The organism is Microbispora sp. ZYX-F-249 (assembly GCF_039649665.1).
GTDB lineage: Bacteria > Actinomycetota > Actinomycetes > Streptosporangiales > Streptosporangiaceae > Microbispora > Microbispora maris.
This window is the reverse complement of sequence record NZ_JBDJAW010000015.1, coordinates 133,592-159,168: the sequence shown is the minus strand read 5'-3', so window position 1 is coordinate 159,168 and position 25,577 is coordinate 133,592. Positions and strand designations below refer to the sequence as shown.

General features: G+C 72.4%; 24 protein-coding genes. 8 read left to right on the top strand and 16 right to left on the bottom strand.

Annotation, left to right across the window (positions count from 1 at the left end; genetic code table 11):
- The first annotated feature begins 2 nt into the window (after positions 1-2).
- On the top strand, positions 3-893 hold the full coding sequence (locus AAH991_RS19785) for a 5'-3' exonuclease (protein WP_346227363.1): 891 nt from the start codon (positions 3-5) through the stop codon (positions 891-893).
- A gap of 21 nt (positions 894-914) precedes the next feature.
- Here AAH991_RS19785 and AAH991_RS19780 read toward each other — a convergent pair whose 3' ends face one another.
- On the bottom strand, positions 915-1,769 hold the full coding sequence (locus AAH991_RS19780) for a helix-turn-helix transcriptional regulator (protein ID WP_346227340.1): 855 nt from the start codon (positions 1,767-1,769) through the stop codon (positions 915-917).
- A 143-nt stretch (positions 1,770-1,912) separates the two neighbouring features.
- Here AAH991_RS19780 and AAH991_RS19775 point away from each other — a divergent pair, with 143 nt between their 5' ends.
- Together AAH991_RS19775 and AAH991_RS19770 are read left to right on the top strand one after the other, a co-directional pair.
- Positions 1,913-2,710 carry an alpha/beta fold hydrolase gene (locus AAH991_RS19775; RefSeq protein ID WP_346227339.1) on the top strand — a complete coding sequence of 266 codons (798 nt, stop codon included), beginning with the start codon at positions 1,913-1,915 and terminating at the stop codon, positions 2,708-2,710.
- Positions 2,711-2,824: 114 nt separating this feature from the next.
- On the top strand, positions 2,825-4,147 hold the full coding sequence (locus AAH991_RS19770) for an RNB domain-containing ribonuclease (protein ID WP_346227338.1): 1,323 nt from the start codon (positions 2,825-2,827) through the stop codon (positions 4,145-4,147).
- An 8-nt stretch (positions 4,148-4,155) separates the two neighbouring features.
- On the opposite strand, the gene AAH991_RS19765 is transcribed toward AAH991_RS19770, so the two are convergent.
- The 7 genes from AAH991_RS19765 to AAH991_RS19735 all read right to left on the bottom strand — a co-directional run bounded on the left by AAH991_RS19765 (position 4,156) and on the right by AAH991_RS19735 (position 11,309).
- Positions 4,156-6,873, bottom strand: a complete 2,718-nt coding sequence (locus tag AAH991_RS19765; protein ID WP_346227337.1) for a DEAD/DEAH box helicase — start codon at positions 6,871-6,873, stop codon at positions 4,156-4,158.
- A 67-nt stretch (positions 6,874-6,940) separates the two neighbouring features.
- Positions 6,941-7,849: a diacylglycerol/lipid kinase family protein gene (locus AAH991_RS19760; RefSeq protein WP_346227336.1), complete on the bottom strand. Its 909-nt coding sequence runs from the start codon at positions 7,847-7,849 to the stop codon at positions 6,941-6,943.
- 48 nt (positions 7,850-7,897) lie between these two features.
- On the bottom strand, positions 7,898-8,776 hold the full coding sequence (tatC, locus tag AAH991_RS19755) for a twin-arginine translocase subunit TatC (protein ID WP_346227335.1): 879 nt from the start codon (positions 8,774-8,776) through the stop codon (positions 7,898-7,900).
- A gap of 45 nt (positions 8,777-8,821) precedes the next feature.
- Positions 8,822-9,145, bottom strand: a complete 324-nt coding sequence (tatA, locus tag AAH991_RS19750) for a Sec-independent protein translocase subunit TatA (protein WP_346227334.1) — start codon at positions 9,143-9,145, stop codon at positions 8,822-8,824.
- Positions 9,146-9,260: 115 nt separating this feature from the next.
- The gene (locus AAH991_RS19745) at positions 9,261-9,413 is read right to left on the bottom strand and encodes a hypothetical protein (RefSeq protein WP_346227333.1); all 153 of its coding nucleotides are present in this window, start codon (positions 9,411-9,413) and stop codon (positions 9,261-9,263) included.
- A gap of 7 nt (positions 9,414-9,420) precedes the next feature.
- Entirely contained in the window at positions 9,421-10,371 is a 951-nt protein-coding gene (locus tag AAH991_RS19740) for a helix-turn-helix transcriptional regulator (protein WP_346227332.1), read from the bottom strand.
- Positions 10,368-11,309 (bottom strand): helix-turn-helix transcriptional regulator, encoded by a 942-nt coding sequence (locus AAH991_RS19735; protein ID WP_346227330.1) that lies wholly within the window; start codon positions 11,307-11,309, stop codon positions 10,368-10,370. The genes AAH991_RS19740 and AAH991_RS19735 overlap by 4 nt, the downstream gene beginning before the upstream one ends.
- Before the next feature lie 40 nt (positions 11,310-11,349).
- On the opposite strand from AAH991_RS19735, the gene AAH991_RS19730 reads away from it, so the two are divergent.
- Complete coding sequence (locus AAH991_RS19730; RefSeq protein ID WP_346227329.1) at positions 11,350-12,417, top strand: DUF3866 family protein; 1,068 nt, start codon at positions 11,350-11,352, stop codon at positions 12,415-12,417.
- On the opposite strand, the gene AAH991_RS19725 is transcribed toward AAH991_RS19730, so the two are convergent.
- Entirely contained in the window at positions 12,363-12,839 is a 477-nt protein-coding gene (locus AAH991_RS19725) for a DUF3291 domain-containing protein (protein ID WP_346227328.1), read from the bottom strand. The genes AAH991_RS19730 and AAH991_RS19725 overlap by 55 nt on opposite strands.
- 14 nt (positions 12,840-12,853) lie before the next feature.
- A complete protein-coding gene (locus AAH991_RS19720; protein WP_346227327.1) occupies positions 12,854-13,516 on the bottom strand; it encodes a helix-turn-helix transcriptional regulator in 663 nt (220 codons plus the stop codon).
- A gap of 161 nt (positions 13,517-13,677) precedes the next feature.
- Here AAH991_RS19720 and AAH991_RS19715 point away from each other — a divergent pair, with 161 nt between their 5' ends.
- Entirely contained in the window at positions 13,678-14,529 is an 852-nt protein-coding gene (locus AAH991_RS19715; RefSeq protein WP_346227326.1) for a chitosanase, read from the top strand.
- Positions 14,530-14,593: 64 nt separating this feature from the next.
- Here AAH991_RS19715 and AAH991_RS19710 read toward each other — a convergent pair whose 3' ends face one another.
- From AAH991_RS19710 to prcB, 5 genes are all read right to left on the bottom strand, one after another.
- Positions 14,594-15,562 (bottom strand): FKBP-type peptidyl-prolyl cis-trans isomerase, encoded by a 969-nt coding sequence (locus tag AAH991_RS19710; RefSeq protein WP_346227325.1) that lies wholly within the window; start codon positions 15,560-15,562, stop codon positions 14,594-14,596.
- 72 nt (positions 15,563-15,634) lie between these two features.
- Positions 15,635-16,993 (bottom strand): Pup--protein ligase, encoded by a 1,359-nt coding sequence (pafA, locus tag AAH991_RS19705; RefSeq protein ID WP_346227324.1) that lies wholly within the window; start codon positions 16,991-16,993, stop codon positions 15,635-15,637.
- A gap of 69 nt (positions 16,994-17,062) precedes the next feature.
- Positions 17,063-17,743, bottom strand: a complete 681-nt coding sequence (locus AAH991_RS19700) for a hypothetical protein (protein ID WP_346227323.1) — start codon at positions 17,741-17,743, stop codon at positions 17,063-17,065.
- A 127-nt stretch (positions 17,744-17,870) separates the two neighbouring features.
- Entirely contained in the window at positions 17,871-18,695 is an 825-nt protein-coding gene (gene prcA / locus AAH991_RS19695) for a proteasome subunit alpha (protein WP_346227322.1), read from the bottom strand.
- Positions 18,696-18,716: 21 nt separating this feature from the next.
- A complete protein-coding gene (gene prcB, locus AAH991_RS19690; RefSeq protein WP_346227362.1) occupies positions 18,717-19,532 on the bottom strand; it encodes a proteasome subunit beta in 816 nt (271 codons plus the stop codon).
- Positions 19,533-19,788: 256 nt separating this feature from the next.
- Between prcB and AAH991_RS19685 the strand changes: the two genes are divergently transcribed.
- From AAH991_RS19685 to AAH991_RS19675, 3 genes are all read left to right on the top strand, one after another.
- Positions 19,789-21,048, top strand: coding sequence for a CehA/McbA family metallohydrolase (locus AAH991_RS19685; RefSeq protein ID WP_346227321.1), 1,260 nt, complete (start codon positions 19,789-19,791; stop codon positions 21,046-21,048).
- 66 nt (positions 21,049-21,114) lie between these two features.
- Positions 21,115-22,329, top strand: coding sequence for a Gfo/Idh/MocA family protein (locus tag AAH991_RS19680; RefSeq protein ID WP_346227320.1), 1,215 nt, complete (start codon positions 21,115-21,117; stop codon positions 22,327-22,329).
- Entirely contained in the window at positions 22,289-25,045 is a 2,757-nt protein-coding gene (locus AAH991_RS19675; protein ID WP_346227319.1) for a glycoside hydrolase family 38 N-terminal domain-containing protein, read from the top strand. The genes AAH991_RS19680 and AAH991_RS19675 overlap by 41 nt, the downstream gene beginning before the upstream one ends.
- 75 nt (positions 25,046-25,120) lie before the next feature.
- Here the strand turns inward: AAH991_RS19675 and AAH991_RS19670 are convergent, their stop codons facing one another.
- Positions 25,121-25,330 (bottom strand): ubiquitin-like protein Pup, encoded by a 210-nt coding sequence (locus AAH991_RS19670; protein ID WP_142572552.1) that lies wholly within the window; start codon positions 25,328-25,330, stop codon positions 25,121-25,123.
- Positions 25,331-25,577 lie beyond the last annotated feature (247 nt).

The window sequence follows — 25,577 nt, the reverse complement described above, 5'->3', positions numbered from 1 at the left end:
TGATGCTTCTCGACACCCCGTCGCTGTACTTCCGCGCCTTCTACGGGGTCCCGGAGTCGGTGACCTCGCCGGACGGCATGCCGGTCAACGCGGTGCGCGGGCTCCTGGACATGATCGCCACCCTGGTGCGGCAGCACTCCCCCGGCCAGATCGTGGCCTGCATGGACGCCGACTGGCGGCCGGCGTTCCGGGTGGCCGCGATCCCGTCGTACAAGGCCCACCGGGTCGCGACCGGCGACGAGGAGGAGGTGCCGGACACGCTGGCCCCGCAGGTCCCGGTGATCGAGGAGGTCCTGGACGCGCTCGGCATCGCCCGCGTCGGCGTCGCGGGCTACGAGGCCGACGACGTGATCGGCACCTACGCGACCGCCGCGACCTCCGCCGTGGACATCGTGACCGGCGACCGTGATCTGTTCCAGCTCGTGGACGACGAGAAGCCGTGCCGGGCCCTTTACACAGTACGGGGTATTCGTAACCTTCAGATCATCGACGAGGCGTTCGTCCGCGAGAAGTACGGCATCCCGGGCCGGGCGTACGCCGACTTCGCGACGCTGCGCGGCGACCCGAGCGACGGCCTGCCCGGCGTCGCCGGAATCGGCGAGAAGACGGCGGCGGCCCTCGTCACGCGCTTCGGGTCGCTGTCCGCGCTGCTCGCCGCCCTGGACGACGGCGGCGCCGACGGCTTCCCGGCGGGGGCCCGCAACAAGCTCGCCGCCGCCCGCGACTACCTGGAGGTCGCCCCCCTCGTCGTCCGGGTGGCCCGCGACGTCCCCATCCCGGACGTCGACGTCACCCTGCCCGCCGCGCCGCGCGATCCCGAGCGGCTGGTCGCCCTGTCGGAGAAGTACGGCCTGGACAGCCCGCTCAACCGCCTGCTCGCCGCGCTGGCCTGAGCCCCGCCGCGCGGGAGCCCCTCATCGGTGCGTGCGGTGGGCGGTCTCCGGGCCCACGACACGGAGGAGCTCCAGAGCCTCGACGCTCCGGGAACCGGGCGGCGGCGTGAACAGGCGGAGGCGCTGGTCCGCGGCCTGCGTCTGCAACATCTCGTAGTCGAACTCGATGGGCCCGACGGACGGATGCACGACGCGCATCCGGCTGACGCGGCGCACGGCGACCTCGTGCCGCTGCCAGAGCGCTGCGAACTCCTCGCTCGCCGCCCCGAGCCGGTCGACCAGGGAGCTCGAAGGGCGATCGTAGCCACGACGGGTCGCCGCGGCGCGCAGGTCCGCGACGTGCAGGCGGCTGAGGCGGTCGTGCTCCTCGGCGGGGTACGGCTCGCGCACCGACGGGTCGGTGAACCAGCGCCACACGATGTTCCGGTCCGGTCCCGTGACGGTGCACACGCATCCGAACAGGGCCTCGGCGAGGGCGTTCTGCGCGAGCAGATCCCCGAGGTCGGTGAGGAGCTGGGCCGGCGTCTCGCCCAGCCGGTCGAGGAGATAGAGCAGGCCGGGACGGACTTGTTCTCCGGCGCGCGCCCCTTCGGGCGGGCGGTGGCCGGCCAGCAGGTAGAGGTGATCCCTTTCGTCGTCGGTCAGCCGCAGAGCCCGGGCGAGCGCGGTCAGCAGCTGAGCCGACGGCTGGGAGCCGCGCGCCTGCTCGAGCCGCATCACGTAGTCGGCCGACACCCCGGCCAGCTGGGCCACCTCTTCACGGCGCAGGCCGGGCGTGCGGCGCCTGGGCCCGGCGGCCAGGCCGACCTCCTGCGGCCGGAGCCGCTCGCGGGAACGGCGGAGGAAGTCGGCCAGCCTGGTCCGGTCCATCTTCATGTCATCCATCCTGAGCGCCCCGGCTCCCTTTCTGTCCCGCGAACGCTAGGAGAGCCGGTCCTAGGCGACCCTCTCCCCTCCTCATCGCCCCACGCCCCTGGCAGTGTCTCCGGCATCCGGCGACACGAGGACGGGAGACGGACATGAAAGAGATCACGGTGGGCACGGCGCGCGTGCCGTACCGGGTGATGGGCGAGGGCCGCCCGCTCGTACTGGTGCACGGGGGCAACCCGGGCTCGAGATCCTGGGACGGTGTGGCCGGGGCGTTCGCGGACACCGGCACGGTGGTGCTGCCGGATCTTTCGGGCAGCGACGCGGCGCGGGACGACGGGGGCGAGCTCACGATCGAGCTGCTCGCCGAACAGCTCGCCGCGGTGATCGATGATCTCGGAGAGGGGCCCGCCGACGTGGCCGGGCACTCAATGGGCGCCTTGGTGTCCGCCGCGCTCGCCGCCGTCCGGCCCGACCTGGTCCGCCACCTCGTGCTGGTCGCGGGCCTGGCCGGACCGGGTGACGAGTACTTCCGCAACGCGCTGACCCTCTGGCGGGATCTCGCCGGTGACGCCGCCGCTTTCGCGCGGTACACGATGCTGATCGCCTTCAGCCCTGAGCATCTGAACTCCATCGGCCGGGCGGCCGTGGAGGAGCTCGCGACCGCCTATCGGGCCAATGCCGACAGGCTCCGGCAGATCGACCTCGCCCTGCGGATGGACGTCCGCGGCCTGCTGCCGCGGGTCCAGGCGCCGACCCTGGTGATCGGATGCGCCCGCGACGCGCTGGTCCCCGTGGAGAACACCCGCGAGCTGGCCGCCGCCATCCCCGGCGCCTCCTACGAGGAACTGGACAGCGGGCACATCGTGACGGCCGAGCGGCCGGAGGAGTTCGTGCGGCTTGTCCGCGACTTCATCGGCCGACAGCCTGAAATATCCGCACTCGGGTAGGTTGATCGCGTGCCGCGCACGATGATCCGCTTTGACGACACAGCGAACGGGCTCCGCGACGGATTTGCCCGCATTCGCAGCGATTTCGACCTGCCGGATGGATTCCCCGCCCCGGTGCTGGAGGAGGCAGAGCGGGCCGCCGCGTCCCCCGTCACGGCCCGGGAGGACCGGACCGACCTGCCTCTGGTGACCATCGATCCGCCCGGCTCGATGGACCTCGACCAGGCGCTGTGCATCGAGCGGCGCGGGGCGGGCTACCGCGTCTGGTACGCCATCGCCGACGTCGGGGCGTTCGTCCGGCCGGGCGGGGCGATCGACGGTGAGGCGAGGGTGCGCGCGCAGACGGTCTACATGGCCGACGAGCGGGTGCCGCTGCATCCGCCGCTCCTGTCGGAGGGCGCGGCCAGCCTGCTGCCCGGACAGGTCCGCCCGGCGGCGCTGTGGCGGCTCGATCTCGGCTCCGACGGTGAGATCGAGGCGGTGGACCTGCGCCGGGCCCTGGTGCGCAGCCGTGAGCGGCTCGACTACGACACCGTCCAGGCGGCCGTGGACACCGGCCGGGCGGAGGGGACGCTCGCGCTGCTCGCCGAGGTGGGGCCGCTGCGGCTGGAGCGGGAGCGGGCCAGGGGCGGCCTGTCGCTGCCGACCCCGGAGCAGCAGGTGGTCCCCGACGGGGACGGCGGCTACCGGGTGGAGTTCCGCACCAACCATCCCTGCGAGGCGTGGAACGCCCAGATCTCGCTGCTCACCGGCATGGCGGCCGCCCGGGTGATGCTGGACGCGGGCGCCGGCGTGCTGCGGGTCCTGCCCGAGGCGGGCCCGGAGGACGTCGGCAAGGTCCGCAGGGTCGCCGCCGCGCTCGGCGTGCCCTGGCCCGACGGCGTGTCGTACGCCGAGGTCGTGCACGGGATCGATCCCAAGATCCCAGGCCATGCCGCCTTCCTGCACGAGTCGACGGTGCTGCTGCGCGGCGCGGCCTACGTCTCCTTCGACGGCGCCCCTCCGGCGCGGGCGCTGCACGCCGCCGTGGGCGCGCCGTACGCGCACGTCACCGCGCCGCTGCGGCGGCTGGTCGACCGGTACGCCACCGAGGTCTGCCTGGCCGTGGCCGCGGGCGGCCCGGTCCCCGAGGAGGTCACGAGGGCGCTGCCCGAGCTCCCGGAGCAGATGGCCGCGGGCGGCAGGCGGGCCGGCGGGGTGGAGCGGGCCTGCGTGGACCTGGTCGAGGCGGCCGTGCTGCGGCCCCGGATCGGACAGGCCTTCGAAGCCGTCGTCATCGACGTCACCGACGGCAAACCGGGCGGGCAGGTGCAGATCGCCGAGCCCGCCGTGATCGCCCGTTGCGACGGCGACCGGCTGCCGCTCGGCGAGCGCGTCCCCGTACGGCTCACGCGCGCCGACCCGCAGACCCGCGAGGTCCGCTTCGCGGCCGTCTGAGCCGCGGGTCAGCTGACGGAGGAGTAGGCCACCACGCCGCGGCGCATGGCGTCGATGGCCTTGGCGGCGTTGTCGGCGACCTTGCTCCCCTTGGGCGCGGCGTCCCGCAGCTGGCCCAGCAGGTCGAGCAGCTGCTTGACCCAGCGGACGAAGTCGCCCGCCGCGAGATCGCAGTCGGTCAGCACGGCGTCCAGGCTGTGGCCCTTGGCCCAGCGGAATGCCGCCCAGGCGAAGCCGACGTCGGGCTCGCGCACGAACGACAGGCCGTGGTCCTCCTCGATGCCCTCCAGCTCGCCCCACAGCCGCACCATCTCCCCGAGGGCGTCGCGGGTGGCGCCCGCCGGGATCTTGGGGCTGCGGACGTCGTCGGCCTGCCGCGACTCGTACACCAGCGAGGACACGCACGCGGCCAGCTCGGCGGGGTCGAGGCGGTTCCAGATCCCGGCGCGCAGGCACTCGGCGGTGAGCAGGTCCAGCTCGGTGTAGAGCGAGGCGAGCCTGCGGCCCTGCTCGGTGACGGTCTCGCCGTCGAGGTAGCCGAGCTGGTCCAGCACGCCGCAGACCCGGTCGAAGGTGCGGGCGATGACGTGGGAGCGCCCCTCGACCCGGCGGCGCAGCCCCTCGGTCTCCCGGAGCAGCTTGTGGTAGCGCTCGGCCCAGCGGGCGTGGTCCTCGCGCTCGTCGCAGCCGTGGCACGGGTGCTGGCGCAGCTCCCGCCGCAGGCGCGTGATCTCCTCGTCCTCCTGGGCGTGGTCGCGCGCCCGCGGCGGCTTGCCGAGGTCGCGGTCGCCCAGCTTCGCGTGCACGGTCGAGACCAGGTTGGCCCGTTCCTTCGGCGAGCGCGGGTTGAAGCCCTTCGGAATCCTGATCTTGTCGACCGGCTCGACCGGGACCGGGAAGTCGGCCGCCGACAGGCGCTTGACCTGCTTGCCGATCGTCAGCACGAGCGGCGCCGGGCCGTCGTGTCCCCGGCCGTTGACGCCCGGGTCGAGCACGACGGCGATGCCCGCGCGCCGCCCGCCCGGCACCCGGATGACGTCGCCGGGCTTGAGGACCTCCAGGGACTGCACGGCCTGGGCCCGGCGGGCCGCCCCCCGCTGGCGCGACAGCTCGGCCTCGCGGTCCGACAGCCGCCTGCGCATCGCGGCGTACTCCTCGAAGTCGCCGAGGTGGCAGGTCATGGCCTCGGCGTAGCCCTCCAGCGCCTGCTCCGCCTTGCGGAGCTGACGGGCCAGGCCGACCACGGCGCGGTCGGCCTGGAACTGGGCGAAGGAGTCCTCCAGCAGCGTGCGCGCCCGCTCCCTGCCGACCTGCCCGACGAGGTTGACCGCCATGTTGTACGACGGCTGGAAGCTGGAGCGCAGCGGATAGGTGCGGGTGCTGGCGAGACCGGCGACCGCGAGAGGGTCCATCCCCGGCTGCCAGACCACCACCGCGTGGCCCTCGATGTCGATGCCGCGCCGCCCGGCCCGGCCGGTGAGCTGGGTGTACTCCCCCGGGGTCAGGTCGGCGTGGGTCTCGCCGTTCCATTTGTCGAGCTTCTCGATGACCACGGACCTCGCCGGCATGTTGATGCCGAGCGCCAGCGTCTCGGTCGCGAAGACCGCCTTCACCAGGCCCTTGGTGAACAGCTCCTCCACCACCTCCTTGAACGCGGGGAGCATGCCCGCGTGGTGGGCGGCCAGCCCGCGCTCCAGGCAGTCGCGCCATTCGAGGTAGCCGAGCACCGCGAGGTCCTCGTCGGGCAGGTGCGCGGTCCGCTCGTCGACGATCTGGCGGATCTCGTGGCTCTCGGCCTCCGTGGTGAGGCGCAGCCCCGAGTAGAGGCACTGCATGACGGCGGCGTCGCAGCCGTTCCTGGAGAAGATGAAGGTGATCGCCGGCAGCAGGCCCTCGGCGTCGAGCTTCTCGATCACGTCGGAGCGGCTCGGCGTCGTCCCCCGGCCCGGCCGCGAGTAGCCCCGCCTGCCCCTGGCCTGGGCCAGCCGCATCTCGTCGCGGGCGATCCGCATGAGCGACGGGTTGACCCGCAGGGTGCCGTCGCCCTCGTCGACGAACAGGTCGAACATCTTGTTGCCGACCAGCATGTGCTGCCACAGCGGGACCGGGCGGTGCTCGTCCACGATCACCGTGGTGTCGCCGCGCACCTCCCCCAGCCACTCGCCGAACTCCTCGGCGTTGCTGACCGTGGCCGACAGGGCCACCACCCGCACCGACTCCGGCAGGTGGATGATGACCTCTTCCCAGACCGCACCGCGGAACCGGTCGGCCAGGTAGTGGACCTCGTCCATCACCACGTACGCGAGGCCGGTCAGCGTGCCGGAGCCGGCGTACAGCATGTTGCGCAGGACCTCGGTCGTCATGATGACGATCGGGGCCTCGCCGTTGACGCTGTTGTCGCCGGTCAGCAGGCCGACGTTGCGCGCGCCGTACCGCCTGACCAGGTCGTTGTACTTCTGGTTCGACAACGCCTTGATCGGCGTCGTGTAGAAGCATTTGCGGCCCTGCTGCAGGGCCAGGTGGACGGCGAACTCCCCCACCACCGTCTTGCCCGACCCGGTCGGCGCGGCCACCAGCACGCCGTCCCCGGCCTCCAGCGCCTGACAGGCGTCGATCTGGAACTCGTCGAGCTCGAAGTCGTATAGTTCGCGGAACGAGGCGAGCGCGGGTCCGGTTCCGGACTGCCCCTCACGGAAGGCGGCATAGCGTTCCGCTGGCGTACTCATACCGTCAACCCTACCGATAACGGGATTCCGGGTGTCCGCCATCGGTGATCCTTTTACCCGGGCCGCCTCACGCCGCGGATCCCGGGACCAGGACGCGCAGCGCCCCCGGCTCGACGACGCAGGTCAGCGGGGCCGGCCCGGCCCGCTCGCCGTCGGCGTACGCGACCACATCCCCGGCCCCATCCCCGTGCAGGGCCTCGATCTCGACCCGCCGGGCCCGCCGCAGGGTCACGGCGGGGTGACCGGTGTGGCTGCCCCGGTAGACGCGGGGGAACGTGCGCAGGAACTCGCCCTTGGGCACCGCGCCCAGCACGAGCACGTCGAGCAGGCCGTCGTCGGGCCGGGCGTCCGGGCAGACGCGCATTCCGGCGCCGTACGAGCGGGTGTTGGCCACCGCCACCAGCATCGCCTCGTGCTCGGCGGTCTCCCCGTCGAGAGTGATCCGGAACGGGATCGGCGTGAACGACCGCAACTCGCGCACGAGCGCGACCAGGTATTTCGCCATTCCGGGCGGCCGGGTCATGGCGTTGGCCCGCTCGTTGACCCGGGAGTCGAACCCGCAGGCGAGGACGCCGGCGAACCACTCGCCGGTGCCCAGCCTCGCGGCGTCGACCGTCCGGCAGGCGCCCGCGGTCACGATGTCCGCGGCGGCGAGGGGATCCCTGCGAGGGATGCCGAGGGCGTCGGCGATGTCGTTGCCGGTCCCGGCGGGCACGATCCCGAGCGGCACCGCGGTCCCCGCCACGGCCTGCACGGCCAGATGGACCAGGCCGTCACCGCCGTAGGCGACGAGCGCCGCCGGCTCCCCGGCGACGGCCGCGTGGGCCCGGGCGAGCGCGTCGGCGGCCGAGGTCCCGACGATCACCGACACCGGGCGGCCGCCGGCCCGCAGCCGCCGCAGCACCGGGTCGAGCAGGCGCAGCGTACGACCGCCGCGGGCGGCGGGATTGACCAGGACGACGATCTCATCGGCCATGAGCGGAACCTACCGCCGCCCGGCCAGCGGCACCAGAGGGATGTTCTGTCAGTCTCTGGCGTCGACCGAGTCCGCGGTGCCCTCCGCGGCCGACGGCCCGTCGAGCTCCTCCTCGATGGCCCGCGCGTGCTCCGCGTCGGCGATGTCGCGCTTCTTGTCGTGGAAGTACATGAACGCCATCGCGACGAAGAACAGCGCGACCATGGGGAGCGCCAGGGCCAGCATGGTCACGGGGTCCTGGCTCGGCGTCGCGACGGCCGCGAAGACGAACATCAGGAACACGACCATGCGGGTGTGCTTGGACACCGTCTTGAACCGGAGCACCCCGATGACGTTGAGGAACACCAACAGCAACGGCATCAGGAAGGAGATGCCGAAGATGATCAGCATCGCGAGCGCGAAGCTGAGGTACTCGTTGATGCTCACCAGCGTCAGCGTGCCCTCGGGGGCGAAGCTCAGCAGCAGCGACAGGCCCTTGTCCATCGTGACGTAGGCGAGGCCCGAGCCGGCGGCGAACAGCGGGACGGAGAGCCCGAGGAACGCGACGGTGTAACGGCGCTCGTTCTGGTACAGGCCCGGCGTCACGAACGCCCAGAGCTGATAGATCCAGAAGATGGCCGAGACCACCACGCCGAAGATCACGGCGACCTTGAGGTTCACGAAGAAGGAGTCGAAGACTCCGTTCACGACGAGCGTGCACTGGTCCTTGTTGAGCTGGTGGGCCTGGGGCAGCCGGCAGTACGGCTGCTTCAGGAAGTTCCAGATGGGCTCGAAGTAGACGAACCCGACGGCGGTCCCTACGACCACCGCCAGAATGGCCTTGATCAGCCGGTTGCGCAGCTCGCGGATGTGCTCCATGAGCGTCATCCGCCCGTCCTCCGGCGAGACGGGCGGCGTGGCGGGAGTCGACCGTTTCAACAGGGCCATCTAGCTCGTCCTGGGCTCGGTGGGGTGTGAGGCGGCGGGGGCGCCCTAGTTGGGGCGCTGCTCGTTCTGCGAGCTCACCGGCTGCTGGCTCTCGCGCAGCTTCCGGTTCTCCTCCTCAAGCGTACGCAGCCGCTCCTCGACGGACGGGGTGGCGGGCGGGATCTGCGCCGCCGGCGGGGCGACGGGCTCGGCCTGCGCCTTGACGGTCTGCCGCGCCTCGTCCTCCTCGCTCATCTTGCTGGTCTCCTTCTTGAACATGCGCAGCGACTGCCCCAGGGCCTTCGCGGTGTCCGGGAGCTTCTTGGCGCCGAAAAGAAGGATCAGAACCAGGAGGATCAGGATCCATTCCATGGGTCCGAGGTTGGGCATGTCGTGTCCTTACCGCGAGGGCCGTGGGTACTACTCCTCGATCGTACGCGCACCACGCGCCTAAGTTCACCTGTCCGGGAGCTTCAAAATCACATCATTCGTGGGCAAAATCCCGCTATTCGGACATTCCGAACCGTCCCTTGGCACGGTCGACCTCGGCGCGCAGCTCCCGCGCCGCGGTCAGCACCCGGGCCGCGGGCCACGCGAGGGCGGCGATGCCCGCCACCGCGACCCCGACCAGGACGAAGATCCACGTCATAGCGTCCATCCGGGCGTCACACCGTCTCGTAGTTGGCCAGCGCCTGCCTGGCGGTGGCCGTCACCCGCTCGGCGAGCGACGAGGGGGACAGCACACGGCCGCTGTCGCCCAGCCGGAGCGCGAGCCGTACCAGCCAGGACTGGTCGCGGGCCCGCAGCGAGACGCGCAGACGCCCCTCGCCCAGCTCGGCGACCTCCTCACAGGGGTAGTACTCGGCCACCCAGCGACCCGCCGGGGTCAGCTCCAGCTCGACCAGCTCGTCGCTGTCCGACGGCCGGAACACGCCCTGGGTCACGTCCATCGGCTCGGCCCCGGCGGGCGGGTCCACGGGCACGTCGAGGACCTCGACGTCCAGGATCCGGTCGACGCGGAACATCCGCATCGCTTCCGCGCGGTAGCACCAGCCCTCCAGGTAATGGCGGCCGTCCACCAGCACGACCCGCAGCGGGTCGACCTCCCTGGGGGTGATCTCGTCGCGACCGGGGACGTAGTAGCGCAGCGACAGCCTGCGGCCCCTCCGGGCGGCGTCGGTGATCACCGCGTGGGCGTCCGGGGCCGCGCCGATCTCCACCTGCACCTGGCTGCTCACGGTGGCCGCGCCCTCGCCCGCCGCCTGCTCCAGCTTGGCGATGACCCGGCCGAGCACGTCGCGGCCCTGGAACTCGGGCAGCTCGTCGAGCATGCGAAGCGCGACCAGCAGCGCGCTCGCCTCGTCCACGCCGAGCTTGAGCGGCCGGGCGATCGCCTCGGCGTTGTCGATGAGGATCTCGCCGCCGTCCCAGGAGACGTCGATGAGGTCGCCGGGAGTGTGCCCGGGAAGCCCGCACATCCAGACGAGCTGGAGGTCGTCGACGAGCTGCTTCTCCGACAGGCCGAACAACCGCGCGACCTCGGGCACCTGCGCGCCCGGGTGCGACATGAGGTACGGCACCAGCGCGAGCAGCCGCGGCAGCCGGTCCGAGCTCACTGCAACGCCCCCTTCAGACGGCGGATCACGGCCTCACGCGCGTCCGGCGGGTCCACCACGACGGCGTCGTGGCCGAGGCTGGCCAGCCACCCGGCCAGCCGTTCGGGGTCGGCGAAGGTCACCTCGGCCTCGTCCCACTCGCCCTCACCCGTCCGTACGGCCTGGGCGGCGTGCCGCAGGCCGAGGCAGGTGCCCTTGCGCACGCGCACCAGGGCGACCCGCTCGTTCGGCAGCTCCTGGTAGCCCACCATGGCGCGCAGGTCCAGTCCCTCGGGCACGGTGAACGCCCCCGGCCGCCCGAGCGTGGACACGGCCCCGGTGATCCGGCTGAGCCGGAAGACCCGGGCGGCGCCGCGGTCGCGGTCGTGCCCGGCCAGGTACCACCGGCCGCGCCGGCTGACGACCCCCCAGGGCTCGACGGTGCGCCGCAGCACCGACTCGCTGCCGGCGGAGCGGTAGTCGAAGGCGACCACGCGCCGGTCCCGCACCGCCTCCCACAGCGCGGGGAACGCGGGGTCGCGGGTGTCCACCCGCAGCTCGAGGGGGCTCTCCGCGAGGTCGGCGTGCACGCCGCCCGCGGTCAGCTTCAGCAGCGCCCCGCCGGCCGCCTCCGCGAGGCTCGCCCGCTGCCACACCTGCGCGGCCAGGCCGATGACCGCGGCCTCGTCCGGCTCCAGGGTGATCTCGGGCAGCTCGTAGGCCTCGCGCACGATCCGGTAGCCGGGGTCGTCCTCCCAGGGGTCCTTGTGGACCTCGATGGGGATGCCGATCTCGCGCAGCTCGTTCTTGTCGCGCTCGAACATGCGCTGGAAGGCCTCGTCGTTGTCCGGGTCGTACCCGGGGACGGCCTGCCGGATCTGCTCCGCGCTCAACGGCCGCCGCGTCGCCAGCAGGCAGATAACCAGGTTGAGCAGCCGCTCGGTCTTCCGCCGCGACATCCGGGCCTCCCTTCCAGTCGAGAACGCTACCCTTTTCGGCGTGATCAGATGGCGCAAGGGCGAAGTGGTGCGGCTCCGGCGCGAGTGGCCGGGGGCGGTGGAACTCGACGTCGCCGTCGCCGAGGGCGAGTGCCGGGCCCTCGCCTATCCCCCGCTGGTGGGACGCCCTGAAGTGGGCGACACCGTGCTGCTCAACACGACCGCCCTCGCCATGGGTCTCGGTACGGGAGGGTACGCCATGGTGGTGGCCGTCCCGGACCGTTTGCCGCAAGATCCTTCCGGCCCCGGTCACCTGGTGAAGGCACGCTACACCCCCTTGCAGGCCACCGTGCTCGGCGCGGACGAGCAGGGGTCGCCGCACCACGAGGCGCTGCGGGAGGCGGACTCGGTCGGCGGGATGCCCGTGGTCGTCGCGGACCTGCACTCCGCCCTGCCCGCGATCCTGTGCGGCCTCTACGCGGACGCCCCGGAGACCAGAGTGGCGTACGTGATGCAGGACGGCGGGGCACTGCCGGCCTGGTTCTCGATGTCGTGCGCGGCGCTGCGGGAGCGCGACTGGCTGTGCGGGGTGGTGACGACCGGCCAGTCCTTCGGCGGGGACGTCGAGGCCGTCACGCTCCACACCGGTCTGCTGGCCGCCCGGCACGTGCTCGGCGCCGACGTCGCCGTGGTCGCGCAGGGGCCGGGCAACCTCGGCACCGGCACCCGCTGGGGGTTCTCCGGCGTCGCCGCCGGCGAGGCGGTCAACGCCGCCGCCGTGCTGGGCGGGCGGCCCGTGGCCGCGCTGCGGGTCAGCGAGGGCGACAGCCGCGAGCGGCACGTCGGGGTGTCGCACCACTCGCTCACCGCGTACGGCCGGGTCGCGCTGGCCCCGGCCCGGGTCGTCGTGCCGGATCTGCCCGGCGCGTTCGGGGCGGCGATACGCGAGCAGGCCGCGCCCCTGGCCACGCGCCACGAGATCGTGAGCGTGCCGGTGGACGGCCTGCACGAGGCGCTGAAGGCGTCACCCGTGCGGCTGTCGACCATGGGCCGCGGCCTGGAGGGGGACCTGGCCTACTTCCTGACCTCCGCCGCCGCCGGGAGGTACGCGGCGTCGCTGCTGTCGTAGAACTCCTTGAACGTGAACGCCTCCGGGCCCGGTCCCTGCGCCCGGAGCAGGTCCAGACGGGCCGTGGCCTCGTCGAGCGGCGGCAGATGGCCCTCGGGCACCCACCACATCACCGTGTACGGCTCGGCGATTCGATGGAACCACTCCCGGCGGCGCCGCATCACCTCCAGGTGAGCGCTGCGGTAGACGAAGTTCCACAACGTCTCGCGAGACTCCCAGACCGAGAGGTTCACGACCAGCATCGGTCCGTAGTCGTGCTGGATCAGGTCCGTGGGCTCATCGCCCTCCTTCATGCGCCAGACGAAGCCGGGCGCGGCGTCCGACACCTGGTAGATCGGCGCCAGGGCGGCGAGGAAGTCGGTCAGCGTGGGGGAGTCGAGGGGTTCCCTTAGATGGGCGACGTTGAGCTGGGCGAGATGCATATTCGGATTCTATGTCAATCTACGTTGGTTTTAGAAGGCGTGAAGGCCACGCAACACTCCCCCGGTCTCGGATCGAGCGTCGCGGCGACCCCGGTCTCCCCCAGACCGGCCAGCATCCCCTCGCACAGCGCGAGGTTCATCGAGCACACGAGCAGCGGGTGACTTTCGGCCAGCACATGGAAGGGGCAGTTGCGCAACCGCACCCGCCCGTCCTCCTCGTACGGCTCGTAGCCGCGCCCACGCAGCACCTCCACGAGATCGGCGGCCTCGCCGGCGCCGGAGGAGCCCGCAAGGCGCTTCCCCGCCCTCCGGGCGGCCTCCTCGGCCTTCTCCTCGCCGCCCAGCAGGTCGACGGTCTCCGCCAGCACGAGCGCCAGCGTGCGGTAGTCCCGGGGCGGCAGGCTCACGGACCGCTCCTCACGCACCCGCCGGTAGACCTTCGCGGGGCGGCCGCCGCCGGGACCCGCCCTGCCGCTGAGCCGCTTGAACCCCGACTCCAGCAGCCCCGCCTCCACCAGTTTGTCCAAATGGTGGGCCGCCAGCGTGCGCTGGACGCCGGCCGCCTCGGCCGCCTCGTTGCGGCCCACGTCCCGCCCCTGCTCGGCCACGAACCGGTACAGCGCCCGCCGCACGGGATCGCCGAGCACGCTCATCGACTCCAGGTCGTCGCTCGTCACAGCCGGGAGTCTAGGTCGTGCCGCCCACTGGCCCGTTGACACCGTCGCGAGCATGCTGCTTTCATTAGGAAACCTTCCTAACTAATCCCCCTCACGGAGGGCTCATCCCGCCCGCCTCCCCCGCCGCAGGCCGGTCGCGGGCGGAGAACGGAGCGACGCACGTGAAAGATCCGCTGATCAGGCGCACTCCCCGGCGCGCGGCTCTGCTGCTTCTGGCCGCCACCGCGGCCGTACTCCCCGCAGTTGCGGCCGGAGCCGCCACCGGCGGGGACCCCCTGAAGGTCACGGTCACGGCCGCCCCGGCCGACCTCACCGACCCGGAGAAGAAGGAGATCGCGATGGAGCTCGTCTCCAGCGCGGAGAACTCCTCCCTCGACTGGAAGGCCCAGTACAAGTACATCGAGGACATCGACGACGGGCGCGGCTACACCGCCGGCATCATCGGCTTCTGCTCGGGCACCGGCGACATGCTCGACCTGGTCGAGCTCTACACCAGGCGCAAGCCCGGCAACGTGCTGGCCACGTATCTGCCCGCGCTGCGGAAGGTGAACGGCACCGACTCGCACCGGGGGCTCGACCCGGGTTTCCCCGGCGACTGGCGCGCCGCCGCCGCGGATCCGGTGTTCCGGCAGGCGCAGGACGACGAGCGCGACCGGGTCTACTTCGACCCGGCCGTGGCCCGGGCCAAGGCCGACGGCCTGCGCGCACTCGGGCAGTTCGTCTATTACGACGCCATCGTCATGCACGGCCCGGGTGACGACGCGGTCAGCTTCGGCGGCATCCGCAAGGCGGCCATGAAGAAGGCGAGGACCCCGGCACAGGGCGGGGACGAGATCGCCTACCTCAACGCGTTCCTCGACGCCCGCAAGGCGGCGATGAAGACGGAGGAGGCGCACAGTGACACCAGCCGGGTCGACACGGCCCAGCGGGTGTTCCTGCGGAACGGCAACCTCGACCTCGATCCGCCGCTGCGCTGGAAGGTCTACGGCGACCCCTACGAGATCCCGAGCTGACGCCCGCACGACGAAGGGGCCCCTCCCGCCGGACGGCGGGAGGGGCCCTTGTCGTATGCGGGTGTCAGGCCGCGCCGAGGACGTCCACGACGAAGACGAGCGTGTCGGTGCCCTTGATGCCGCCCTGGGCGTTGCCCTCCTTGCCGTAGCCGAGGTCCGGCGGGATCGTGATGAGGACGCGGCTGCCGACGGGCACCCCGGTGAGCCCCTGCGACCAGCCCTTCACGACCTGGTTGAGGGCGAACGTCGCGGGCTGGCCGCGCTCCCAGCTGGAGTCGAACTGCTTGTCGGTGCCCCAGATCTTGCCGACGTAGTGGGCGAGGACCGTCTGGTCGGCCTTCACCTGCGGGCCGGCGCCCTTGATCACGGTCTTGACGACGAGCTTCTTCGGCGCCTTCTCGCTGGTCTTGGTGGTCAGCTCCGGGGCCTTGGCACCGCCGGGATTGCCGACCTTCACCCCGTCGACGCCCGGGTCGACGGCGGCGCCCTCGATCGACTTCAGCGTGGCCGACATGACGTCGATGACCAGCACCTGGGACGTGCTGTTGAAGTCCTGGCCCTGCTGCTTGGCCTGGTCGAGCTGCTCGGCGCTCAGGTTGTCCTTGGCCACGACGGCCATCACCCGGCCGCCGGGCTTGGCGCCGACGAGCGCCTCGTGCAGCGCCTTGGGCAGCTGCGGGCTGACCGAGACGAACTCCGACTTGCCCTGGTCGTAGTCGGAGCCCGCCGCCTTGTTCTCCTTGCCGTCCCAGTTGTAGACGGTGACGTTGGCGGTGAGGACGTCGCCGTCCTTGGCGGGGGTGCCCTGGCCCTCGACGACCTTGATGGAGGCGGACGTGAGCGAGGGCTGGCCCGACGGGAAGGTCAGGGTGGGCTTCTTGCCGACCTCTCCCGTCACCTTGATGGCCGTGGCCGCGGCCCGGGCCCCTCCGGAGGCGGCGGGGCTCGCGCCGGAGGCGGTCTTCTGCGCGGTTCCGCAGGCGACGGCGAGCAACAGGGGCAGGGCGGCGACGAGTGCCGTACGACGGCGCATGTAGGTAATCCTCAAACAGACAGCGGGTCCGGGCCAGGCTACCCGAACCCGCCGTCAGAGCGGTGTAAGAGATCACATACCGGCGATCAGCTTGTCGACCCTCTCGTCCACGCTGCGGAACGGGTCCTTGCACAGCACCGTCCGCTGGGCCTGGTCGTTGAGCTTCAGATGGACCCAGTCGACGGTGAAGTCGCGCCGCTTCTCCTGGGCCCTGCGGATGAACTCCCCGCGCAGCTTGGCCCGTGTGGTCTGCGGCGGAACCGACTTGGCCTCGAAGATCTTGACGTCGTCGGCCACCCTCTCGACGGCCCCCCGCTTCTGCAGGAGGTAGAACAGGCCCCGCTTGCGGTGGACGTCGTGGTAGGCCAGGTCGAGCTGCGCGACGCGCGGCGACGACAGCGGCAGGTCGTACTTCTGTCTGTAACGTTCAATCATCTGGTACTTGGTGACCCAGTCGATCTCCCGCGAGACGAGGTCGAGGTCGCCCGTCTCGACCGCGCGCAGCGTGCGCTCCCACAGCTCCAGCACCCGCTTGGCGGTGGCGTCCCCGCCCCGCCGCTCGACGAAGTCCTGCGCCTTGGTCAGGTACTCCTGCTGGATCTCCAGCGACGATGCCTCGCGGCCGTTGGCCAGGCGCACCCTGCGGCGGCCCGTCATGTCGTGCGACACCTCCCGGATCGCCCTGATCGGGTTCTCCAGGGACAGGTCGCGCATCACCACGCCCGCCTCGATCATGCGCAGCACCAGGTCGGTGGCGCCGACCTTGAGCAGCATCGTGGTCTCGCTCATGTTCGAGTCGCCCACGATGACGTGCAGCCGGCGGAACCGCTCGGCGTCCGCGTGCGGCTCGTCGCGGGTGTTGATGATCGGCCGGGAGCGGGTGGTCGCGGAGGACACGCCCTCCCAGATGTGCTCGGCCCGCTGAGAGACGCAGTAGACGGCTCCGCGCGGGGTCTGCAGCACCTTGCCCGCGCCGCAGATGATCTGCCGCGTCACCAGGTAGGGGATCAGGACGTCGGCCAGCCGCCCGAACTCCCCGTGCCGGCCCACGAGGTAGTTCTCGTGACAGCCGTAGGAGTTGCCGGCCGAGTCGGTGTTGTTCTTGAACAGGTAGATGTCTCCCGCGATGCCCTCCTCGCGGAGCCGCTTCTCGGCGTCCACGAGGAGACCCTCCAGGATCCGCTCCCCCGCCTTGTCGTGGGTGACCAGCTCCACGACGTTGTCGCACTCAGGGGTGGCGTACTCGGGATGGCTGCCCACGTCCAGGTACAGACGTGCGCCGTTGCGCAGGAATACGTTGCTCGATCGGCCCCAGGACACCACTCGCCGGAACAGGTACCGCGCCACCTCGTCCGGCGACAGCCTCCGCTGCCCGCGGAACGTGCAGGTGACGCCGTACTCGTTCTCCAGCCCGAATATGCGTCGATCCATCACCTCACCCTATTCCCCGAAACCGGCGGCCGAACAGTGATCAGGCGGTGGAATGAAGAGAAGGAGCCGTCAGGCGACGTAAATCTCCGTCACCTTGACGATCTGCCCGCCGTCGACGGTGATGAGCGCCCGCAGGTCGCCCTTGTCGGCGCGCAGGACCAGCTTGTCCCTGGAGCAGCGCTGAGTGCCGAGGTACCGGCCGTCGATGGTCTGGTCCTTGCCGTCGCAGCCGACGGCGCTGAGGAACACGACGTTCTTCGCGAGGGGCGCGGCGAAGGCCGTCGCGTCGCCCTCCGGCGGCCCCTCGAAGTGACCGGTCGTGCTGCCGCCGTACTCCTTGACGAACTTGATCGGCCGGTACTCCGCGACGTTCTCGTCGTGCATGGCGACCAGTTGCCCGCGCACGACACCGTCCCTGCTGGGGCTGAGCCCCTTGGTGAAGTCGTGCCCGGGGTCCGACTGGAGGGTCCCGCCGAAGGGGGCCGGCGTCTTGTCCGTGATCGGCGGCCCGGCGGGCTTGCGCGGGGCCGCGGTCGTGGCCGAGGCGGTGGGAGTGTCGGCCGCCGCCGGGGTGTCGGAGGCCTCCGGGGCGGGGGACGGCTCCGCGGGCGACGCGGGGGCGGTCACGGTCACGGTGGCCGTCACGGTGGGCGAAGCCGAGCTGCCGGAGGCCCCGGAGCAGGCGGTCAGCGACAGGAGGGCGACAGCGGCGGCCGGAACGCCCGCTCGCCGGAAAAGATCAAAAGTCATCACAACAGGATGAGAGTAGCGAAATAGCGGTTTGGTTGAGCCGTAATCCCTGATCCGGCCCCCACAGGGACGGCGCCGCGCCCCGGACAGGGGCGCGGCGCCGCGAGGGTTCGGACGGAAGGCCGGGCTACTCGCCGGAGCCCGTGTCGATCTCGCCCTCCGGGGCGATCGGCGGGGTGGCTCCGGGAGCCTGCTCGGCCCCTGCCTCCTCGGACGAGGCCTGCCCGGCGGCGGGCTGCCCCGCGCCCTCCTGGCCGTCCCTGGCGGTCTCCAGGAGCTTGTCCAGGCGGGGCCCGGTCAGGCGCAGGAACTTGCGGTGCTCCCTGCCGCGGTCGAGCACGGCGACCTCGAGCTGGGTCGCCGGGGGACGCTCGCCGCCCGGCTCGGTCAGGGCGGCGAGCGCGGCGTCGAGGGCCTGCGGCAGCGGCAGCCCCTCGCTGTAGCGCTCCTTCAGGCGTCCGCCGACGGCCTCGGCCTGGCCGCCGATCACGGCCATGCCCTGCTCGTCGAAGACGGAGCCGTCGAAGGTGATCCGGTAGATCTGGTCGTCCTCGGGGGCGTCGCCGACCTCCGCGACGACGATCTCCACCTCGAACGACTTGATCGACTCGGTGAAGATCATGCCGAGGTGCTGGGCGTACAGGTTCGCCAGGCCGCGGCCGGTGACGTCGTTGCGGTTGAACGTGTAGCCGTTGATGTCCGCGTAGCGGATGCCGGCCAGGCGGAGCGACTCGAACTCGTTGTAGCGCCCGACCGCGGCGAAGCCGATGCGGTCGTAGATCTCACTGATCTTGTGCAGCGCCTTGGACGGGTTGGGCGCCACGAACAGGATGCCGTCGGCGTACTGCATCACGACCACGCTGCGACCGCGAGCGATGCCCTTGCGGGCATACTCCGCCCTGTCCCGCATGATCTGCTCGGGCGAGGCATATCCTCCGAAGGGGATGGACACCGGGGGTGATCCTCTCTTGGGTTAGCGCAGCGGCGCGGTCGGGCCTTCGGGGGCGGTCATCCGCCTCTCCAGCATGGACTCCACGAATTCGGCGACCTCGTCGTCGGGGAGGCGCCGGAAGCCGTCCGCGGTGATGACGGCCACGACCGGCCAGATCTTCCGCATCACGTCGGGCCCGCCGGTGGCCGAGTCGTCGTCGGCGGCGTCGTACAGGGCGTGCAGGCAGGTCAGGACGGTGTCCTGCGGGCTTGCGTTCTCCCGGTACAGCTTCTTCAGCGACCCCCGGGCGAAGATCGAACCCGAGCCGATGGAGTGGAACTCCTTCTGCTCGTACGGCCCGCCGCCCACGTCGTAGCTGAAGATCCGCCCGGCGTCGCGGGCCGGGTCGTAGGCCGCGAACAGCGGCACGACCACGAGGCCCTGCATGGCCATGGGCAGGTTGCCGCGGATCATCGTGGCCAGGCGGTGCGCCTTGCCCTCGGTGGACAGGGAGCGGCCTTCGGTCTTCTCGTAGTGCTCCAGCTCGACCCGGTACAGCCGGGCCAGCTCCAGGCCGGTGCTCGCGGTGCCCGCGATGCCCATGCAGGAGTAGTCGTCGGTGCGGAACACCTTCTCGATGTCCCGCTGCGAGATTATGTTCCCGGAGGTCGCACGCCTGTCGCCCGCCATCACCACGCCGCCGGCGCAGGTCGCCGCGACGATGGTGGTCGCGTGCGGGATCTCGTCGCCCACCGGCGCCGCCAGCGACTCGTTGCGGGCGGGCAGCAGGCTCGGCGCGTGCACGCCGAGGAACTCCGAGAACGACGACGATCCCGTATATGTGAAGAGGCTGTTCATCCAGGCTGGCTGAGATGCCACGCGACTCCCTCCAAGCGTGCGTTGTTACGCCCGACCATACTCAGGTCTCAGCACTGGTTGCACTCTTCCCGATCAGCTCAGCGCGAACCAGACATCCCATAAGACGCCGGGCACTCATCCCTCACTCTCCGCCGAGCCGCTTCTTTACGTGCCGGCAATCGCGTGCGAGGGTCGAGGCTGGAGCCCGATTCCTCAGGTCGTGCGGGTCTCGGTGGGTGACGATGGCGGCGAGACGATGACCACCAGGGCCGTGGTCGGCGGGACGTGGACGCTGGACGACCGGCTGGCCGGGCCGGTGGCGGAGGTGCCGGTGGAGGTGCGGCCCGGCACGGCCGCCCTGACGGTGCGCCTGTCCTACGACCGGTCGGCCGGCGTGCTCGACCTCGGCTGCGCCGGGCCCGCCGGGTTCCGCGGCTGGTCGGGCGGCGCGCGCTCCGGGTACACCATCGCCCCCTCCTGGGCCACCCCCGGCTACCTGCCCGGCGAGATCGAGCCGGGCGTGTGGCGGGTGCTGGTCGGGCTGCACCGCGTGCCCCTCGCAGGGCTGCCGTACGAGATCAGGGTGATCAGGCACGTGCGGCCGCCCGTCCGGCCGCGGCGGCGCCGCACCCGCTTGTCCCGCGTGCCCGGGCCGGTCCCGCCCGACCCCGCCGCCGTCCGCCGCCGCCTGCCCTCACCGCCCGGGCACCGCTGGCTCGCCGGTGACCTGCACGCGCACACCGACCACTCCGACGGGACGCTGAGCGTCCGCGAACTGGCCTGCGTGGCCGCCGCGTCCGGGCTGGACTTCCTCGCGGTGACCGACCACAACACCGTCAGCCACCACGCGGAGCTGGCCGCGGCCGCCGCGCCGGCCGGGATCGTGCTCGTGCCGGGGCAGGAGGTGACCACCGACCTCGGGCACGCGGGGGCCCTCGGGGACGTCGGCTGGATCGACTTCCGGCGGCCCCCGGACGAGTGGGCGAAGGCCGTACGGGACCGGGGCGGGGTGCTGTCGGTCAACCATCCGGTGGCGGCCGACTGCGCGTGGCGGCACCCGATGGCCGACCGGCCGCGGACCGTGGAGCTGTGGCACCGGAGCTGGCACGACCGCACCTGGGGCGCGCCGCTGGCCTGGGCGCAGGCCTGGGCCGCGGACCTGACCGGCGGCCTGGTCGTGGTGGGCGGCGGCGACTACCACCGGCCGGAGGAGGGCCACCCGCCCGGCGCGCCGGCGACGTGGGTGCTCGCCGAGGGCGACGGCCGGGGCCCCGAGGCCGCGGTGGCCGTCGTACGCGCCGTCGCCGAGGGGCGGACCGCGGTGTCGGCCTCGCTGAACGGCCCGCTGCTGCTGCGTCTGGAGGACGAGTTCCTGGCCGTGGACGCCGACGGGCTGGTGCTGTGGGGGCCGCGGACCCGCCGGGTGGTCCGCGGGGACCTCGCGCTCCTGCCCGCGGGGCCGGGGGTGCACCGGCTGGAGACGCCCGTCAACGAGCTCATGGCCGTGTGCAGCTGACGCGGTTGCGGCCCGCCGCCGGTGGGGAGGTGCAGGGCAGGCCGCCGAGCGGAGGAGGGTGAGGACGTGGAGACGGTGAAGGTGGGGATCGCCGGGCTCGGCGTGGTCGCGCAGGTCGTCTACCTGCCGCTGCTGGCGCGGCGGCGCGACCTGTTCCGGGTCACCGCCGTGTGCGACCTCGATCGCGGGCACGCGGAGACGGTGGGCCGCGAGGCGTGCGTCCCGGCGTACGACGACCCGTGGGCGATGCTGGACGAGGGCGGGTTCGACGCGCTGATCGTGCTCACCCCGGGCTCCCACGGGCCGCTGGTGCGGGCCGCGCTCGAACGCGGCCTGTGGGTGCTGTGCGAGAAGCCCCTCGCCTACAGCCGGGCCGAGCTGAGCGGCCTGTCCGGCGAACGGCTGATGACCGGCTACATGAAGCAGTACGACCCGGCCTCCCAGCGGCTGCTGGAGGCGCTGCACGAGGCCGGCGGGCCGGGCGTCGTCCGGCACCTGGACGCCACCGTGCTGCACCCGTCGCAGGAGTCCCAGCTGCTGTTCGCCCGCACGCGGCCCGGGCACCCCTCCCCCGAGCGGACGGCCCCCTACGCGGAGGCCGACGACCGGGCGCTCACCGCCGCGCTCGGCACCTCGTCGGAGCGGCTGCGGCGGCTGTACGCCGAGGTCCTGCTGGGCAGCCTCTGCCACGAGCTGTCGCTGATACGGCTGTTCATCGGATCTCCGGACACGGTCGACCACGTGGCCGTGTGGCCGGTGGAGGCCTTCCCGCCGTCGCTGGAGGTGAGCGGGACACTGCCCGTCGAGGGCTCCGGCAGGTACGGCCTGCGGTGGCACTACCTGCCGAGCTACCCGGCCTACCACGAGGTCATGACCCTGCATCACGAGCACGGCTCGCTGGAGCTGCGCTTCCCCTCGCCGTACATGCTGAACACGCCCACCCGGCTGACGGTCACCTGCCGCGTCGGCACCACCGAGCGGACGGTCGTCAGCGAGGACGTGGCCGAGGCGTTCGAGCGGCAGCTGCGCGCCTTCCACCGCTTCGTCACCCAGGACGAACCGCCGCTCACCGGACTCGACGGGGCCCTGGAGGATATCGTCACGGCGCAGCGGATCGTGCACCGGTACGCGCGCTGGGCCGGCGTCCCCATCGGCGGGGAGTGCGCCCAGGAGGTCACCGGCGCCCCCCGGGAGGCGACCGCCGGGGCCGGCGTCAGCAGCTACGCCGAGGAGGGCGCGAGTGGAGCCGTCGGTCACGCCGAGCAGAGCGTCCGCGGATAGCGGCGAGATCGTGGTGGTCCCGCACACGCACTGGGACCGCGAGTGGTATCTGCCCTTCCAGCGGTTCCGCGTCGGCCTGGTGCGGGTGCTCGACGAGGTCCTGGACGCCATGGCCGCCGACCCCGCCTACCGCTTCACGATGGACGGCCAGCTCGCCGCGGTCGAGGACTACCTGGAGATCCGCCCGGAACGCCGCGGCGACGTCGCCCGCTTCGTCGCCGAGGGGCGGCTCGCCGTCGGGCCCTGGCTGATCCTCGCCGACGAGTTCCTGTGCTCGGGCGAGACCCTGCTGCGCAACCTGGAGTACGGCATGCGGGGGGCGGCCGCGCTCGGCGGCGCCATGCCGGTCGGGTACCTGCCCGACCAGTTCGGCCACTGCGCCCAGATGCCGCAGATCCTGTCGCTGGCGGGGCTGCGCGCGGCGTGCCTGTGGCGGGGCGTGCCCGCGCACGTGGACCGCGACACCTTCGACTGGACCGGCGCCGACGGCACGACGATCACGACCAGGTACCTGCCCGGCGGGTACGGCAACGGCTTCGGCCTGTTCACCGGCCCGGCCGAGGGGATGCCGGACCGTGTGGCGGCCTTCGTCTCGGACGCGCAGGACTGGGCGGCGGACGGGACGCTGCTGGCGATGTGCGGCGCGGACCACTCGGCGCCCGCCCGTGAGATCACCGCGTCCGGACTCCGGGTCGCCACTCTCGCCGAAGCCCTGGACGGCCTTCACCCGCCGGGCGACGGGCTGCCGCGTGTGACGGGCGAGCTGCGCTCGCACGCGCGGGCCAACCTCCTGCCCGGCGTGATCTCGGCCCGGGTGCCGCTGAAGCAGGCCATGGCGCGGGCCGAGCGGGTCCTCACCCGCTACGCCGAGCCGCTGTCCGCGCTGTGGCTCACCGACCGTCGGGCGTGCGAGCGCCTGATCGACATGGCCTGGCGGTCGGTCATCGCCTGCGGCGGGCACGACTCGGTCACCGGGTGCGGCTCCGACGAGACCGCCCAGCAGGTGGCCGCGAGGATGGCCGAGGCCGGGCAGACGGCCCAGGCGGTGGTGGACCTGGTCGCGGCGTCCCTCGCCGGGGCCGCGCCGAAGGGCGCGCTCGTCGTCGTCAACCCGTCCCCGTTCGAGCGGACCGGCCTGGTGCTCGCCGACCTGCCGGAGGACCGCGCGTCGCTGGCGGACGGCCGCGGGCGTCCCGTCCCCGCCGACGTTCCCGTGCAGCGGCTCGAACACGCCGCGACCCTGCTCGACGAGACCGTCATGGACGACCTCTCCCTGCTGCTCGGGCGCGTCCACGAGCGGGAGCTGTACGGCCACGAGATCGTCTCCTGGGCCGCCGCGGACGGCGAGTTCACCGTCACCGTGAGCCGCCACGCGTCCGGCGCGTACGCGTACGAGGACCTGCGCCGGGCCGTCCTGGAGGCCGGCCCGGGGCCGTGGGTCGTCCGCACGGTGGCCGAGCCCGTGGTCACCGTGGCCGCGCTGGTCACCGTGCCGCCGCTGGGCCGCGTGGTCCTCACGACACGTCCGGTCGAGCCCCGCGAGCCCTCCCCCGTCGCGGGCGCCCTGCGGACCGACCCGTACGGGTTCGAGCCGGTGCTGGACAACGGTCTGCTGCGGGTGCGCGTGGCGGACGACGGGACGCTGTCCCTGCGCGGGGCGGACGGCGTGGAGGTCCACGGCGCCGGGCGGATCGTCCACGGCGGGGACGCCGGGGACACCTACAATTACGCGCCGCCGCCCGGCGACCGGCTCCTCGACCGGCCCTCCCGCGTCACCGTCGAGGAGATCTGCTCGGGACCGCTGATTGGCGTGTACGAGATCACCCGGGGGTACGACTGGCCGGCCGGCGCGGGCGACGATGACGGCGACGCCGCGACCGTGCCGGCGGACGTCACGACCCGGGTGGAGCTCAGGGCGGGCGAGCCGTTCGCGCGGTGCGAGATCACCATGGACGTGCGCTGCCGCGACCACCGGATCCGCTGGCACGCGCCGCTGCCCCGGGCGGCGGCCGAGTCGTACGCGGAGGGACAGCTCGCCGTGGTGCGGCGCGGCCTGACCGCCGAGGGCGGGGGCGGGGAGCGGCCGATCCCGACCTTCCCCGCCGAGTCCTTCGCCGCGGCCGGCGGCCTGGCCGTGCTGCTCGACCACGTCACCGAGTACGAGATCACCGAGAGTGGGACCGGGATGGCGCTCACGCTCGTGCGGTCCGTCGGGTATCTGTCCAGGAACCGCAACCCCTGCCGCGACGAGCCCGCGGGGCCCGAGGTGCCGGCCCCGGCGGCCCAGTGCCAGGGGCCGCTGACCGTGCGCTTCGCCGTCCTGCCGTACGCGGGCGAGTGGCACGACGCGGGGCTGCCGCGGCTCGCGGAGGAGTTCCGTCACGACCTGCTCGCCGTACCGGGCGCCGGCGCGGGCGGCGCGCGCGGTGCGGCCGGGACGGGCTGGGACGGCCGTCTGTCGGTCGGCGGGGACGGCGTCGTGATGACCGCCCTGCGCGAGCGGGACGGACGGCTGGAGGTCCGCCTGGTGGCCGAGCATCCCAGGGCCACCGAGGCGGTCGTACGGGGAGATTTCACCGCGGCCTGGACGGCCGGCGTGCTGGGCTCTCCCCTGAGCCCTCTGGAGGTGTCCCGCGACGAGGGGGCCTCATGGCGGACGGTGCGCGTCCCGCTCAGGCCCTTCGAGATCGCGACCGTTCATCTCGCCGGTCCGTGACGGCGCCCGGCGGCGGCGCCGCCGGAGGGGTCGGCCCCCCGGAGCGCCGCCACCGGGCCGGACGCCTCCGTCGGGTTACTGTCCGCCCTTCTGCACGTAGGAACGGACGAACTCCTCCGCGTTCTCCTCGAGGACCTCGTCGATCTCGTCCAGGATCGCGTCGACGTCGTCGGTGAGCTTCTCCTGGCGCTCCTGGACGTCCGGGGACGCCTGCGCCTCGGTCTCCTCGACTTCGTGCTCCTGACGCCCAGTCTGCTTCTGGCCGCCGGTCTCCTTGGTCGCCATCCCTGACACCTCCGCTGCTCGGGGGGACGCCTCTCCCCATATCTTCCCCGAACCGACCGACAATGCGCGCGAAAGGGCGTGCGATCTTCGGCGCGGCCGCGAGGCCGGCCCACCCGATGCCCGCAGGCACGGCGAACACGGAGGATTCCGCGCGCCCTTAGACCGGATCGTTATCGACGTCACACTCCCCGTGGCCGCCTTTCGGCGCGGTGCGACCATATCCGGGACGACAATTGATGGATCACGG

What these genes read in the sequence shown, in the direction of transcription:
- AAH991_RS19785 (WP_346227363.1), top strand. Translation starts at nt 3, where the DNA reads ATGCTTCTCGACACCCCGTCGCTGTACTTCCGCGCCTTCTACGGGGTC.
- AAH991_RS19780 (WP_346227340.1), bottom strand. Translation starts at nt 1,769, where the DNA reads ATGAAGATGGACCGGACCAGGCTGGCCGACTTCCTCCGCCGTTCCCGC.
- AAH991_RS19775 (WP_346227339.1), top strand. Translation starts at nt 1,913, where the DNA reads ATGAAAGAGATCACGGTGGGCACGGCGCGCGTGCCGTACCGGGTGATG.
- AAH991_RS19765 (WP_346227337.1), bottom strand. Translation starts at nt 6,873, where the DNA reads ATGAGTACGCCAGCGGAACGCTATGCCGCCTTCCGTGAGGGGCAGTCC.
- AAH991_RS19760 (WP_346227336.1), bottom strand. Translation starts at nt 7,849, where the DNA reads ATGGCCGATGAGATCGTCGTCCTGGTCAATCCCGCCGCCCGCGGCGGT.
- tatC (WP_346227335.1), bottom strand. Translation starts at nt 8,776, where the DNA reads ATGGCCCTGTTGAAACGGTCGACTCCCGCCACGCCGCCCGTCTCGCCG.
- tatA (WP_346227334.1), bottom strand. Translation starts at nt 9,145, where the DNA reads ATGCCCAACCTCGGACCCATGGAATGGATCCTGATCCTCCTGGTTCTG.
- AAH991_RS19745 (WP_346227333.1), bottom strand. Translation starts at nt 9,413, where the DNA reads ATGGACGCTATGACGTGGATCTTCGTCCTGGTCGGGGTCGCGGTGGCG.
- AAH991_RS19735 (WP_346227330.1), bottom strand. Translation starts at nt 11,309, where the DNA reads ATGTCGCGGCGGAAGACCGAGCGGCTGCTCAACCTGGTTATCTGCCTG.
- AAH991_RS19725 (WP_346227328.1), bottom strand. Translation starts at nt 12,839, where the DNA reads ATGCATCTCGCCCAGCTCAACGTCGCCCATCTAAGGGAACCCCTCGAC.
- AAH991_RS19710 (WP_346227325.1), bottom strand. Translation starts at nt 15,562, where the DNA reads ATGCGCCGTCGTACGGCACTCGTCGCCGCCCTGCCCCTGTTGCTCGCC.
- pafA (WP_346227324.1), bottom strand. Translation starts at nt 16,993, where the DNA reads ATGGATCGACGCATATTCGGGCTGGAGAACGAGTACGGCGTCACCTGC.
- AAH991_RS19700 (WP_346227323.1), bottom strand. Translation starts at nt 17,743, where the DNA reads ATGACTTTTGATCTTTTCCGGCGAGCGGGCGTTCCGGCCGCCGCTGTC.
- prcB (WP_346227362.1), bottom strand. Translation starts at nt 19,532, where the DNA reads ATGAACAGCCTCTTCACATATACGGGATCGTCGTCGTTCTCGGAGTTC.
- AAH991_RS19685 (WP_346227321.1), top strand. Translation starts at nt 19,789, where the DNA reads ATGACCACCAGGGCCGTGGTCGGCGGGACGTGGACGCTGGACGACCGG.
- AAH991_RS19670 (WP_142572552.1), bottom strand. Translation starts at nt 25,330, where the DNA reads ATGGCGACCAAGGAGACCGGCGGCCAGAAGCAGACTGGGCGTCAGGAG.